Origin of the sequence: Brevundimonas sp. SH203 (assembly GCF_002157625.1) — a bacterium.
Lineage (GTDB): Bacteria > Pseudomonadota > Alphaproteobacteria > Caulobacterales > Caulobacteraceae > Brevundimonas.
Map to the genome: position 1 here is coordinate 311,347 of NZ_BDMM01000001.1, position 13,258 is coordinate 324,604.

At 65.7% G+C, this 13,258-nt stretch carries 12 protein-coding genes; 1 reads left to right on the forward strand and 11 read right to left on the reverse strand.

The genetic code is table 11. The annotated features are described in order from the left end of the window. Window positions 1–325 precede the first annotated feature (325 nt). Window positions 326–934, forward strand: a complete 609-nt coding sequence (msrA, locus tag SH203_RS01530) for a peptide-methionine (S)-S-oxide reductase MsrA (RefSeq protein WP_087119110.1) — start codon at window positions 326–328, stop codon at window positions 932–934. Here the strand turns inward: msrA and SH203_RS01535 are convergent, their stop codons facing one another. The 11 genes from SH203_RS01535 to nuoL all read right to left on the reverse strand — a co-directional run bounded on the left by SH203_RS01535 (window position 935) and on the right by nuoL (window position 13,256). Further along, window positions 935–1,639: an ABC transporter ATP-binding protein gene (locus SH203_RS01535; protein WP_087119111.1), complete on the reverse strand. Its 705-nt coding sequence runs from the start codon at window positions 1,637–1,639 to the stop codon at window positions 935–937. Continuing rightward, window positions 1,632–2,918, reverse strand: coding sequence for a lipoprotein-releasing ABC transporter permease subunit (locus tag SH203_RS01540; protein ID WP_087119112.1), 1,287 nt, complete (start codon window positions 2,916–2,918; stop codon window positions 1,632–1,634). The genes SH203_RS01535 and SH203_RS01540 overlap by 8 nt, the downstream gene beginning before the upstream one ends. Continuing rightward, complete coding sequence (gene proS / locus SH203_RS01545) at window positions 2,915–4,231, reverse strand: proline--tRNA ligase (RefSeq protein WP_087119113.1); 1,317 nt, start codon at window positions 4,229–4,231, stop codon at window positions 2,915–2,917. Before proS ends, SH203_RS01540 begins: the two co-directional genes overlap by 4 nt. Before the next feature lie 78 nt (window positions 4,232–4,309). Continuing rightward, complete coding sequence (locus SH203_RS01550; RefSeq protein ID WP_087119114.1) at window positions 4,310–4,576, reverse strand: DUF1467 family protein; 267 nt, start codon at window positions 4,574–4,576, stop codon at window positions 4,310–4,312. Window positions 4,577–4,589: 13 nt separating this feature from the next. Continuing rightward, complete coding sequence (locus SH203_RS01555) at window positions 4,590–4,928, reverse strand: DUF3088 family protein (RefSeq protein ID WP_087119115.1); 339 nt, start codon at window positions 4,926–4,928, stop codon at window positions 4,590–4,592. 91 nt (window positions 4,929–5,019) lie between these two features. Beyond that, entirely contained in the window at window positions 5,020–6,693 is a 1,674-nt protein-coding gene (locus tag SH203_RS01560; protein WP_087119116.1) for a ribonuclease J, read from the reverse strand. After that, window positions 6,694–7,473: a type III pantothenate kinase gene (locus SH203_RS01565; protein ID WP_087119117.1), complete on the reverse strand. Its 780-nt coding sequence runs from the start codon at window positions 7,471–7,473 to the stop codon at window positions 6,694–6,696. Continuing rightward, the gene (locus tag SH203_RS01570; RefSeq protein WP_087119118.1) at window positions 7,470–8,219 is read right to left on the reverse strand and encodes a biotin--[acetyl-CoA-carboxylase] ligase; all 750 of its coding nucleotides are present in this window, start codon (window positions 8,217–8,219) and stop codon (window positions 7,470–7,472) included. Before SH203_RS01570 ends, SH203_RS01565 begins: the two co-directional genes overlap by 4 nt. Before the next feature lie 4 nt (window positions 8,220–8,223). Further along, window positions 8,224–9,666, reverse strand: coding sequence for an NADH-quinone oxidoreductase subunit NuoN (gene nuoN / locus SH203_RS01575; RefSeq protein ID WP_087119119.1), 1,443 nt, complete (start codon window positions 9,664–9,666; stop codon window positions 8,224–8,226). 7 nt (window positions 9,667–9,673) lie between these two features. Further along, window positions 9,674–11,158: an NADH-quinone oxidoreductase subunit M gene (locus SH203_RS01580; protein ID WP_087119120.1), complete on the reverse strand. Its 1,485-nt coding sequence runs from the start codon at window positions 11,156–11,158 to the stop codon at window positions 9,674–9,676. 4 nt (window positions 11,159–11,162) lie between these two features. Continuing rightward, on the reverse strand, window positions 11,163–13,256 hold the full coding sequence (gene nuoL / locus SH203_RS01585; protein ID WP_087119121.1) for an NADH-quinone oxidoreductase subunit L: 2,094 nt from the start codon (window positions 13,254–13,256) through the stop codon (window positions 11,163–11,165). Window positions 13,257–13,258 lie beyond the last annotated feature (2 nt).

Sequence of the window (13,258 nt, forward strand, 5' to 3'; positions counted from 1 at the left end):
CATGAAAAAACAGAGTCTGAATCGTCTGAACTTCGCCTATCGCCTTGATTTCCTTGATTTCCTTGACGCCGAATTCAGACGGTATCCACCGACGTCTGAATTCTCAGACGGCGGTGACGCTGAACGCCAGGGTCCAGACCATCCACACGAAGCCGCCGCAGCAGGCCAGGGACAACATATCTCTCATCAGACGGGGCATGGCTTTCCTGAACCTCGCAACTGTTCCTTATTCGTTCTATGTTCTATGTATGTTCCCGTCAAGCGCCCGCCGTCGGGAAACCGAATGTCTCTGGCCGACGTATTGCCAATCAGATGACGAAAGGTCATGGCGATGCGGTTCAGGGTTTCCCTTCTGGCGGCGGCGGTCTTGGTGGCGGCGCCGGTCGTTTACGCCCAGGCGCGTGCGCCGACGTTGCAGACCGCGATTTTCGCCGGCGGCTGTTTCTGGTCCGAGGAAAAGGCGTTCGACGGCCTGCCCGGCGTGCGATCCGCCGTTTCGGGCTTCGTCGGCGGGCATACGGCTAATCCGACCTATGAGCAGGTGGTGCGCGGCGGTACCGGCCATATGGAGGCGGTGCAGGTTACGTTCGATCCGCGCGTGGTCAGCTATCGCACCCTGGTGGATCGCTATTGGCGCACCATCGACCCGACCGATCCGAACGGCCAGTTCTGCGACTACGGCCCGTCTTATCGGTCGGCCGTCTTCGCGACGCGCGAGCAGAGGGCCGACGCGGTCGCCTCGCGCGATGCGGCCATGCGGGTGCTGAGAAAGAGCTTCACCACCCCGGTCGTCGGCATCCAGCGCTTCTGGCCGGCGGGCGCGGAGCATCAGGATTACGCCAGGCGGCACGCCGCCAGCTATCAGGCCTATCGGCTGGGCTGTCGGCGGCCGGAACGGCTGCGCGCCATCTGGGGCGACGCGGCCGTCAGCTGATCAATAGGCGTGGCTTTCGGCCGCGCGTTCTTCCAGATGGCCGTCGCGCAGGGCGAAGACCCGGTCCATATGCCCGGCCAGTTCCATATTGTGGGTGGCGATCAGGGCGGCGACGCCCGTGGTCTTGGCCAGATCGCGCAGGGATTCGAACACCGACTGGCTGGTGGTCGGGTCCAGATTGCCCGTCGGCTCGTCGGCCAGCAGCAGACGCGGGCCGTTGGCCAGGGCGCGGGCGATGGCGACGCGCTGCTGTTCCCCGCCCGACAATTGCGCCGGCTGGTGGGTCAGACGCTGGCCCAGGCCCAAGGCCGTCAGGGTGACTTCGGCGCGCTTGCGGGCCTCGTCCTGGGCCAGGCCGGCGATCCGCATGGGCAGGGCGACGTTGTCGCGCGCGTCGAACTCGGGCAGCAGGTGGTGGAACTGATAGACGAAGCCGATCCGTCCCAGACGCAGGCGCGTGCGGGCGCGTTCGTCCAGATCGCCGACCGGCTCGCCGTCGATGGCGACCGTGCCGCTGGTGGGCTTTTCCAACAGGCCGGCGGCGTGCAGCAGCGACGACTTGCCCGAGCCCGACGGGCCGATCAGTCCGACCAGTTCGCCCGGATAGACGTCCAGATCGACGCCCTTCAGCACGGTCAGACCGCCCTGGGCGGTGTCATAGGTACGGGTCAGGCCGCGCACCGACAGGATGGGGGCCTTACTCATAGCGGAGCGCCTCAACGGGATCGATGCGGGACGCATTCCACGACGGCGGCAGGCTGGCGATACAGCTCATCAGCAGCGACCAGAAGGCGACCCAGGTCACGTCGACCGGATCGACCAGCGCCGGAATGGCGTCCAGCATATAGACGTCGGAATCGAACAGCTTGGTCTGCAGCACCCATTCCAGGAAATGCTGGATCGACCCGATGTTCCAGCAGAACAACAGGCCCAGCAACAACCCGGCCAGGGTGCCCGCCACGCCGATCATGGCGCCGGCCATGAAAAAGACGCGCAGGATCGCCGACGGGCTGGCGCCGATGGTGCGAAGGATGGCGATGTCGCGGCCCTTGTTCTTCACCAGCATGACGATGCCGGAGATGATGTTCATGGCGGCGATGGCCACGACCAGGCCCAGGATGATGCTCATGGCCACCCGTTCGACCTTCAGCGCGCCATAGAAGGCGGCCAAGCGTTCGCGCCAGTCGCTGACGACCGAGCCTGGGCCTGCGGCGGCGCGGATGGCGGGGGTCAGGGCGCCGACCTGATCGGGATCGTCCACCTTGATCTCGATGGCGTCCCAGACGCCTTCCTTGCCGAAGAACAGCTGCTGCTGCTCCAGCGGCATGAAGATGAAGGCGCGGTCGTAATCGGCGGCGCCCGAGCGGAACAGGCCGCCGACGAAATAGGTCTTCTCCAGTCCGCCCAGATTGCCGAAGGCGCTGTCGGCGCCGGTCGGAGAATACAACGTCACCGGATCACCGACGCGCAGTCCCATGGAGTTGGCCAGGGCGGCGCCGACCAGGATGCGATCCCCGCCATACGGCCCCTTGCCGAAGCCGGCGCGCTCCTCGGGCGTCAGGCTGTCGAACACATATTGGGTCTTGGCCAGATCCTCGGGACGGATGCCCTTGGCGATGGCGCCCGTGGTGTAGCTGCCGACGCGGATCAGGCTTTGCGCCTCGTTCAACGGATTGGCGCTGGCGACGCCCGGCACGGCCTGGATGCGCTTCAGCGCGGCCTCCCGATCCGGCGAGGTCAGCACCGGCCCCTGCACATACATATGGCCGTTGAAGGCCAACATCCGGCCCAGCAGTTCGCTGCGGAAGCCGGACATGATGCTCATCACGCTGATCAGCACGGCGACGGCCAGCATGATGCCGATGAAGCTGATGACGGCGATGGTCGCCACCCCGCCCTCCTTGCGCTTGGCGCGCAGGTAACGAAGGGCCAGACCGATCTCCCACGAGGAGAAGGCGCCGGACGGGCGGGACGGCAGGCTCAAGCGGTCAGCCTTTCGATGGCTTCGGCCAGCGGGACGGAGACCTTTTCGCCGGTGGCGCGTCGCTTCAGCTCGACCACGCCGTCGGCCAAGCCCTTGGGCCCGATGGTCAGTTGCCACGGCACGCCGATCAGGTCGGCGGTGGCGAACTTGCCGCCCGGACGTTCGTCGGTGTCGTCGTAGAGGACGTCCTTGCCGCGTTTTTCCAGCTGGGCCACCGCGTCCTCGCAGGCGGCCGAGACGGCCGCGTCATTGGCGCGCAGATTGATGACGACCACGTCGAACGGCGCCACGGAGTCGGGCCAGACGATGCCGCCCTCGTCGTGACTGGCCTCGATGATGGCGCCCAGCAGACGCGAGACGCCGACGCCATAGCTGCCCATGTGGACCTCGGCGTCCTGACCGTCGGGTCCGGCGACCTTGGCCTTCATCGGCGCCGAATATTTCGTGCCGAAATAGAAGATGTGGCCGACCTCGATGCCGCGCGCGGACAGGCGGTCGTCCTCGGTCGTCCTGGCCTCGAACTGGGCCTGGTCGTGCATTTCTTCGGTGGCGGCGTAGAGGGCGGTGCGTTCGTCGAACACGGCCTGAACCGCTTCCGGGCTGAAGTCGTCGCCGGGCGCGGGCATCTCGACCAGTTTGCGATCGCAGAAGACTTCGCTTTCGCCCGTTTCGGCCAGGACGATGAACTCGTGGCTCAGTTCGCCGCCGATGGGGCCGGTGTCGGCGCGCATCGGCACGGCCTTCAGCCCCAGCCGGGCGAAGGTGTTCAGATAGGCGGTGAACATGCGGTTGTAGGCGACGCGGGCCGCCGCTTCGTCCACGTCGAAGGAATAGGCGTCCTTCATCAGGAACTCGCGCCCGCGCATCACGCCGAAGCGCGGACGGCGCTCGTCGCGGAACTTCCACTGGATATGAAACAGGTTCAGCGGCAGCGACTTGTAGGACTTCACATAGGCCCGGAAGATGTCGGTGATCATCTCCTCGTTGGTGGGGCCGTACAGCAGCTCGCGCTCGTGCCGGTCGGTGATGCGAAGCATCTCGGGGCCATAGGCGTCGTAACGGCCGCTCTCGCGCCACAGGTCGGCCAGTTGCAGCGTCGGCATCAGCAGTTCGACCGCCCCTGCCCGCATCTGCTCCTCGCGCACGATCTGCTCGATCTTGCGCAGCACCTTCAGACCCAGCGGCAGCCAGGCGTAGATGCCGGCGGCCTCCTGTTTGATCATGCCCGCGCGCAGCATCAGCTGGTGCGAGACGATCTGGGCGTCCGAAGGGGCTTCCTTCAGCGTGGGCAGGAAAAAGCGCGACAGGCGCATGATCGGGAATCCTAAGGCGTAGAGACGAAACAAGGCTTTAGCCGCTGGACCGGGGCGAAAGCTAGACCGGCTTGCGCTTTAGACCGCCGGGGCCTGCGAGAAGTCCGGCAGGGGCAGCCAGCCGGTGAAGATCAGCACCATGACGCCGACCCAGACGATGGCCGAGACCCAGGTAGTGGTCAGGAACTTCTTCTTCAGGTTCGGGGTGCGGGGCGCGCCCCATTGGGCGCCGTCGGTCGGCGGCTCGTGCGTTTCCTGCGACGTGCCGAGCGGCAGGACGGCGAACAGCACCGTCCACCAGACGATGATGTAGATGCCGATCATGGTCAGGGGGCCGATGGGCATGACGGACCTCGTCTTAAGGGTGCGGCCGGCCGACGCCGTAGCGGGCGGCGAGATAGGGGGCGATGGCGTGGTCCTGCAGGAAACGACGGCCGGTCGCCGCGCTGATCTCGGCCTGGGGCCAATCCAGTTCGCCGTCCAGGATCAGGATCGGACAGCTCTGATGCGCCTCGCCCACCTGTGCGATGACCGGCGGACGCGGCTTGGCATGATCCAGATAGACCACATCCAGCGCGTCGCGAAGTTGCGGATAGAAGGCCAGGACGCCCTCGATATAGGCGCCGGGCGGACAGAACCACGGTCCACCCTGGTCGTCATGCCAGTCGGGATTCAGCAGAAAGAGCGTCTCGGCCATGCCCCAGCCTATAGCCGATGCGGGCGGCCTGTCGCGACCGCTAATCGCATCGGGCGGCCCGGCCGTTCGGGTTCCAAACAGCCGGGTTCGATCAGACGCGCAGGACGACCGTCTCGACGATGGGACGACGATCCCAGACCTGCTGACTGGCCTTCTTCAGAACGCGGGCGATGGCCTGTTCGACCACCATCTCATCCTCCAGAGCCTCGCCCTTCAGGTTCTTGACCACCTGTTCGACACGCTCGGCCAGATCGTCCAGCACGTCGCCCAGCGGCTTCTGCAGATCGCCGGGCAGGCCCACGCTGCGGATGTCGATGTCGCTGACGATGCGGCCGCGCTTGTCCAGGGCGAAGCTGACGATCAACACGCCGTTGGTCGAGGCGTGGCGACGTTCCTTAAGCGCCTCGCCCTGTTCCGTGACCAGCATCCCGCCGTCGACATAGAGGCGGCCGTTCGGCACCTCGTCGACGATCTGGGCCGGCCCGGGCGCCAGGCGAACCATGTCGCCGTTGCGCGGCGTGACCGTTTCCTTGACCCCGACCTCCTTGGCCAGGTTGGCGTGTTCCAGCAGGAAGCGCCGCACGCCATGGGTCGGCACCGCGATCTGCGGCCGCGCCCATTCGTACATCTGCTTCAACTCGTCGCGGCACGGGTGGCCGGAGACGTGGATGCCGGGGTGATCCTTCTCGGTGTAGAGGCGCACGCCGCGATCCGCGAGCCGGTCCTGCAGATTGCCGATGGCGAGTTCGTTGCCCGGAATCTGACGCGATGAGAAGATGCAGTGGTCGCCCAGACCCAGTTTGACGGTCGGATGGGTGCCGTCGGCGACGCGCGACAGGGCCGCCCTCGCCTCTCCCTGGCTGCCGGTGCAGAGATACAGGATCTGGTCGGCGGGCCAGACGCGGGCCTCCTCGTCCGACAGGAAGGGTTTGACGTCCTGCAACATGCCGACGTGTTTCGCCGCCGCCGTGATCCGGTGCATCGACCGTCCGGCCAGAGCGACGCGACGCCCGCAGGCCTCAGCCGCGCGGATCACGCTGTCCATCCGGGCGACGTTCGAGGCGAAACAGCCTACGGCGACACGGCCCTTCAGGGTCGAGATCAGCTTGGAGATGGCGACGGCGACATCGCCCTCGGACCCGGCGACGCCCGGCACGAAGACATTGGTGGAATCGCACACCATGGCCAGCACGCCCTCGTCGCCCAGGGCGCGGATGGCGGGGGCGTCGGTCTTGGTCCCGATCACCGGCTGGTCGTCGATCTTCCAGTCGCCGGTGTGGAACACCGTGCCCAGAGGCGTGTCGATGGCCAGGCCGCTGGGCTCGGCGATCGAGTGGGTCATGTTGACGAAGGTGACGCCGAACGAACCGATGTCGACCGTGCCGCCCAGCGGCACCTCGATCAATTCGACCTGATCCAGAATGCCGCGCTCGCGCAGCTTGTCGCGGATCAGATAGGCGGTGAAGGGCGTGGCGTAGATCGGCGCCTTGATGCGCGGCCACAACCAGCCCAGGGCGCCGATATGGTCTTCGTGCGCATGGGTCAGGACGATGCCCTTGATCGTCTCGCCCTGCAGATAGGTCGGATCGGGCACGATCACATCCACGCCGGGCGTGGACAGGTCGCCGAAGGTGACGCCGACGTCGACGATCAGCCATTCACGGTTCGCCTCTGGGCCGAAGCCGTAGGCGTTCAGGTTCATACCGACCTCGTCCGAGCCGCCCAGCGGCAGGAAAACGAGTTCGTCTTGGTTTTGCTTTTTCATTCAGTCAGTCAGATGGGCGTTACGACGCCAGATTGCGAGGAGGCCGCGAATAGTCAGGTCGGAATCGAAATGGTCGATGCTGTCGGTCGCGCCTTCGAACAGGCTGGCGACGCCGCCGGTGCCGATCACCGTCATGGGCCGACCCCATTCGGCCTTGATGCGCCCGACCAGGCCTTCGATCAGCGAAACATAGCCCCAGAAGACGCCGGACTGCATGGCCTCGACCGTGCCGCGACCGATGACGTGGTCGGGACGCTGGATGGCGATGCGCGGCAGTTTGGCCGCCGCCTCGTGCAGGGCCTGGAGCGACAGATTGATGCCCGGCGCGATCAGCCCGCCCTCGAACGCGCCGTCGTCCGCCACGATGTCGAAGGTCGTCGCCGTGCCGCTGTCGATCACGATCAGGTCGCCGGAATAGAGCAGCTTGGCCCCGATGGCGTTGACCAGACGGTCGGCCCCGGCCTCGCTGGGCTTTGCGATCCGCACGTCGATTCCCAGATCGACGTTCTCGCCGATTACCAGCGGTTCGATGTTCAGATAGCGCCGCGCCAGATTTCGCAGGTTGAAGATCGATTGCGGCACGACGCTGGAGATGATGCAGCCCGTCAGGTCCGCGACCGCCATCCCCTTCATCACCATCAACTGGTTCAGCCAGACAGCGTATTCGTCCGCCGTGCGGCTGGCCTCGGTGGCCGCGCGCCATTGGGCGATCCAGTCCGAACCGTCGTGAACGGCGAACAGCGTATTGGTGTTGCCCTGCTCGATGGCCAGCAGCATCAGACGGTCTTTCCGAAGAAGACGTCGCCGGCCGAAATCAGCCGCACCGAACCATCGGCCAGACGCAGACGCAGGGCGCCGTCCGGCTCCACCCCCTCGGCCAGCCCCTCGATGGTCTCATTGTCCAGACGCGCCGTGCAGGGACCGTTCAGCCCGGTCAGACGGCTGGTCCAGGCGTCCAGCACCGGCTCGAACCCCATCGTCTGCCAGCGGCCCCACCAGACGGCGAAGGTCTCGGCCAGGATTTCCGCGGCGGCCTCGATGGGCGGGGCGAAGGTCAGGTCGTCCCGCAGCTTTTCGGCGATGGCGGCCGAGGCGCGTTCGGTGCCCTCGGGCGCATGGGTCAGGTTCACGCCGATGCCGATGGCCAGCCACAGCCCGCCCGCCGGATGGGGGCCGCTTTCGATCAATATGCCCGAGACCTTACGGCCGTCCAGCAGCACGTCGTTGGGCCATTTGATCGAGACCAGGGCCGGCGACACGAACACATCCAGCAGGTCGGCGACCGCCAGGGCCGTGACGAACGTCGTCTGGGCCGCTTCGCGAGCCGATCCATGAAACCTGATGAGCAGGGTCGCAGCCAGATTGCCCGGCTTGTCGATCCACCCCCGTCCGCGACGGCCGCGCCCCGCCGTCTGGCGGCGCGCGATGATCCATTTCGGCCCAACCTCTCCGGCTTCCGCCAGCCGACGAGCCTCCGACAGCGTCGAATCGATCTCGTCCAGTATGACCAGGGAGGCGGGCGTCAACGCCCTAACCGTTCCCGAAGCCGGCGCTCGCGGCCTTGGTCAGCGGCTCCAGCCAGGTCAGACCGACGATCACCAGCGGGAAGGCGAAGGCCGCGCAGGCCCAGCCGACCCATTTGGCCTCGACCGGCGCGGCGTCGGTGGCGATGTCGTCCAGCGGCGCATCGAACCACATCAGCTTGATGACGCGCAGATAGTAGAAGGCGGCGACGACCGAGGCGACCAGACCGGCGGCCGCGACAGGCCACAGGCCCGCGTCGGCGGCGGCGCCGAACACATAATACTTGCCCCAGAAGCCCGAGAACGGCGGCATCCCCAAGACCGACAGCGACAGCACCGTCAGGGCCACGGCCGTCAGCGGACGGTCCTTCTTCAGACCGGCCAGATCGGCGATGCGACGGATCGGACGGCCCGACTTGGACAGCGACAACAGGATGGCGAAGAAGCCCAGCTGGTCGATGACATACAGGGTCATGAACATCAGCATGGCCTGCAGCCCCTCGGCCGTGCCCGCCGCGATGCCCAGCAAGGCATAGCCGATGTTGGCGATCGACGAATAGGCCAAGAGGCGCTGGATGTCCTTCTGCGCCAAACCGCCGAAGGCGCCGACGACGAAGCTGATCAGGGAGATGGCGATCAGGACCTGGGACCACTGGGCGTGGGCGTCGCCGAAACCGTGTTCCAGCGCACGCGCGATCAGGACCATGGCCGCGACCTTGGGCGCCGTGGCGAACAGGGCCACGACCGGCGTCGGCGCGCCCTCATAGACGTCGGGCGTCCACATATGGAACGGCGCGGCCGAGACCTTGAACGCCAGACCGCAGATCAGGAAGACCAGACCGAACACCAGGCCCGGGCCCGGCTTGGCGGCGGCCACGGCGGCGATGTCGTCGAAACGCATCGAACCGGCGAAGCCGTAGATCAGGCTGGCGCCATACAGCAGCAGGCCGGACGACAGGGCGCCCAGGACGAAATACTTCAGGCCCGCTTCGGACGCCTTGACGTCGTTGCGGTGGAAAGCGGCCAGGACATAGAGGGCCAGCGAATGCAGCTCGATCCCGACATACATGGAGATCAGGTCGCCCGAGGACGCCATCATCCCCATACCGGCCGAGGCCAGAACGATCAGGACCGGATATTCGAACTTGGCGATCCGGGTGCGCGCCATCCAGCCGTCGCCCAGGACGACCGCGACGGCCGCCGAGAGATAGATCAGGCTCTTGGCGTAGATGGCCAGCGGGTCGGCGACATAGGCGCCGTTGAAGGCGACACCCCACGGGCCGACGATGGCGATGACGGACGCGGCGATCAGCAGCAGCACCGACAGGATCGACACTAGGCGGGCGCTCTTTTCGCCGACGAAGGCGCCGACCATCAGCAGGACCAGGGCGCCGACCGCGAGGGTGACTTCCGAGGCGGCGAGATGCAGGGCGGAGGACAGATCAGGCATTATGGTCTCACCCGCCGATCGCGGCGCGATAGGCGCTGGTCAGGGCCTCGACGGCGGGCCCGGTGTAATCGAGGACGGCGGCCGGATAGACCCCCAGCCAGATGGTGCCGACGATCAGCGGCACGAACAGCAGCAGTTCGCGCTTGTCGATGTCGGTGATGGTCTCAAGCTTCGGATTGGTGATCTCACCGAACATGACCGCGCGGTACAGGGTCAGGGCGTAAACCGCCGAGAAGATCACACCCGAGGCCGCCACCAGCGCCGCCCAGGTCGAGGCGTGATAGGCGCCCGTCATGGTCAGCACTTCGCCGATGAAGCCCGAGGTGCCCGGCAGGCCGACGTTGGCCATGGTGAACATCAGGAAGATGGCCGCATACCAGGGCATCTTCGACGTCAGGCCGCCGTAGAAGGCGATCTCGCGGGTGTGCATCCGGTCGTAAACGACGCCGACGCACAGGAACAGCGCGCCCGAGATCAGGCCGTGGCTGATCATCTGGAAGACGGCGCCCTGCATGCCCACGTCGTTCCCCGAGAAGATGCCCAGGGTCACGAACCCCATGTGGGCGACCGACGAATAGGCGATCAGCTTCTTGATGTCGGTCTGACGCCAGGCGACCAGCGACGTATAGACGATGGCGATCACCGACAGGGTGAAGACCAGCGGGCGGAACATCTCCGACGCCATAGGGAACATCGGCACGTTGAACAGGATGAAGCCGTAACCGCCCAGCTTCAGCAGGATGCCGGCCAGGATGACCGAACCAGCCGTCGGCGCCTGAACGTGGGCGTCGGGCAGCCAGGTGTGGACGGGCCACATCGGCATCTTGACCGCGAACGAGGCGAAGAAGGCCAGCCACAGGATCGGCTGAACGGCCGGATCGAAGGCGAAACGCTTCAGTTCGGGAATGCTGGTCGTTCCCGCCGTATGCGCCATCCACAGCATGGCCAGCAGCATCAGGACGGACCCCAACAGGGTGTAGAGGAAGAACTTGTAGGCGGCGTAGATCCGGTTCTGACCGCCCCAGATGCCGATGATCAGGAACATCGGGACCAGGGTGCCTTCGAAGAAGATGTAGAACAGGAACAGGTCCAGCGAAGTGAACACCCCGATGACCAGCGTCTCCAGCACCAGGAAGGCGATCATATATTCGACGACGCGCGTCTCGATCGACTTCCAGCTGGCCAGGATGCAGATCGGCATCAGGAAGGCCGTCAGCAGCATGAACAGGACCGAAATCCCGTCGACGCCCAGGTGATAGCTGGCGCCCGCGAACCACGGGAACAACTCCACGAACTGATAGCCGGTATCGGCCGGGTCGAAGCCCGAGACCAGCACGACCGAAACCGCCAGCACCACCAGGGTCGTGATCAGGGCGATCCAGCGGGCGGCCGGCGCGGTCGCATCGGCCGACTTCGACGTCAGCCGGGCGACGAAGATCGCCAGGGCCCCGACCAGGGGCAGGAATGTAACGAGGCTCAGGATGTAGGGCACGAGATCAGGCTCCCCACGCGAGGATGGCGAAGGTGAGCAGACCAGCCACCCCGAGCAGCATCACGAAGGCATAGTGATAGACATAGCCGGACTGGATCTTGGCCAGTCGAGCGGCGGATTTCAGCGACACCCAGGCGGCGCCGTTCGGCCCCAGCCCGTCGATGATCTTCACGTCCAGGATCTTCCAGAAGAAGTCGCCGATGGCCTTGAAGCCGCGCACGAAGACGAAGTCGTACAGCTCGTCGAAATACCACTTGTTGTAGAGGAAGCGGTAGATGACGCCGTTCCGCTCGGCCATGCGGCGGCCCATGCCTTCGCGGGCGACATAGATCCAGTAGGCGAAGGCCGTGCCGATCAGCGTCAGGATCAGCGGCGACCACTTCACCCAGGTCGGGACCGAGTGGCTCTCGTGCAGGACGTGGTTGTGTTCGCCGGTGAAGATCGCCCCGCGCCAGAACTCGCCCTCGTGGTGGCCGATGAAGTGCGGCGCGAAGACGAAGCCGGCGGCGACGGCGCCGACCGACAGCAGGATCAGCGGAACCAGCATGACCAGCGGGCTCTCGTGCGGCTTCAGCGGGCCGTGATGTCCGTGGTCGTCATGGGCGTGATCGTCATGACCATGCGCGTCGTCGACCGGCTCGGAATGGGTTTCCAACTGGGCGTGCGAGGCATGGTTGTCCTCGTGATGCGCGTCGCCCTCTTCCTTCCACACCGGCTTGTTGTGGAAGGTCATGAAGATCAGACGCCACGAATAGTAGGCCGTCAGACCGGCGGCGATGATGCCGACGAAGAAGGCGAACAGGCCGATGGCCGAGTGCCCCGAGGCCGCCGAGGCGTAGGCGCTCTCGATGATCGAATCCTTGGAATAGAAGCCGGCGAAGCCGCCGACGCCGGGAATGCCTAGGCCGGTGATGGCGATGGTGCCGATGGTCATCACCGCATAGGTGACGGGCAGCAGCTTCCACAGACCGCCCATCTTCCGCATGTCCTGCTCGTGGTGCATCCCGTGGATCACCGAACCGGCGCCCAGGAACAGCAGGGCCTTGAAGAAGGCGTGGGTGAACAGGTGGAACATGGCCGCCTGATAGGCGCCGACGCCCGCCGCGAAGAACATGTAGCCCAGCTGCGAACAGGTCGAATAGGCGATGACGCGCTTGATGTCGTTCTGGGTCAGGCCGACCGTGGCGGCGAACAGGGCCGTGATCGCGCCGATGATGGCGATGATCTGGGCCGCGCCCGGCGCGTGTTCATAGATGGGGCTCAGCAGGCAGACCATATAGACGCCCGCCGTCACCATGGTCGCGGCGTGGATCAGGGCCGACACGGGCGTCGGGCCTTCCATCGCGTCGGGCAGCCAGGTGTGCAGGAAGAACTGGGCCGACTTGCCCATGGCGCCGATGAACAGCAGGAAGCCGGCCAGGTCCAGCGCGGACCACTGGACGCCCAGGAACTCCCAGGTCGTGCCGGCCTTGGTTCCGATCAGCGGGAACAGTTCGGCGAAGTTGATCGTGCCGTACATCCAGAAGATCGTCATGATCCCCAGGACGAAGCCGAAGTCGCCGACCCGGTTGACGACGAAGGCCTTGATGGCGGCGGCGCTGGCCGTCGGCTTCTTGTACCAGAAGCCGATCAGCAGATAGGACGCCAGCCCCACCCCTTCCCAGCCGAAGAAGATCTGCATGAAGTCGGCCGCCGTCACCAGCGCCAGCATCATGAAGGTGAACAGCGACAGATAGGCGAAGAAGCGCGGCCGGCTGTCGTCCTCGGCCATGTAGCCCCAGGAATACAGGTGAACCAGCGACGACACGCTGGTGACCACGATCAGCATGGTCGCCGACAAGGCGTCGATGCGGATCGACCAGGCCGACTGGAAGTCGCCCACATTGATGAAGGGCGCCAGACTGATCGTGAAGGGCTCCAGATGGCCCCAGGTCCACTGGCCGAACACCGTCCAGGCGACAGCGCACGAGAAGAACAGCAGGCCCGTGGTGACGGCCTGCGACGGGATATTGCCGATCCGGCGTCCGAAGAAGCCGGCGATGGCCGCGCCCAGCAGCGGGGCGAAGATCCCGAGAATGACGAGGGTATGGAAGGTCACGC

Coding starts and splice junctions, on each gene's coding strand:
- SH203_RS01555 (WP_087119115.1), bottom strand. CDS start 4,928: ATGGCCGAGACGCTCTTTCTGCTGAATCCCGACTGGCATGACGACCAG.
- SH203_RS01560 (WP_087119116.1), bottom strand. CDS start 6,693: ATGAAAAAGCAAAACCAAGACGAACTCGTTTTCCTGCCGCTGGGCGGC.
- nuoN (WP_087119119.1), bottom strand. CDS start 9,666: ATGCCTGATCTGTCCTCCGCCCTGCATCTCGCCGCCTCGGAAGTCACC.
- SH203_RS01550 (WP_087119114.1), bottom strand. CDS start 4,576: ATGCCCATCGGCCCCCTGACCATGATCGGCATCTACATCATCGTCTGG.
- msrA (WP_087119110.1), top strand. CDS start 326: ATGGCGATGCGGTTCAGGGTTTCCCTTCTGGCGGCGGCGGTCTTGGTG.
- proS (WP_087119113.1), bottom strand. CDS start 4,231: ATGCGCCTGTCGCGCTTTTTCCTGCCCACGCTGAAGGAAGCCCCTTCG.
- SH203_RS01535 (WP_087119111.1), bottom strand. CDS start 1,639: ATGAGTAAGGCCCCCATCCTGTCGGTGCGCGGCCTGACCCGTACCTAT.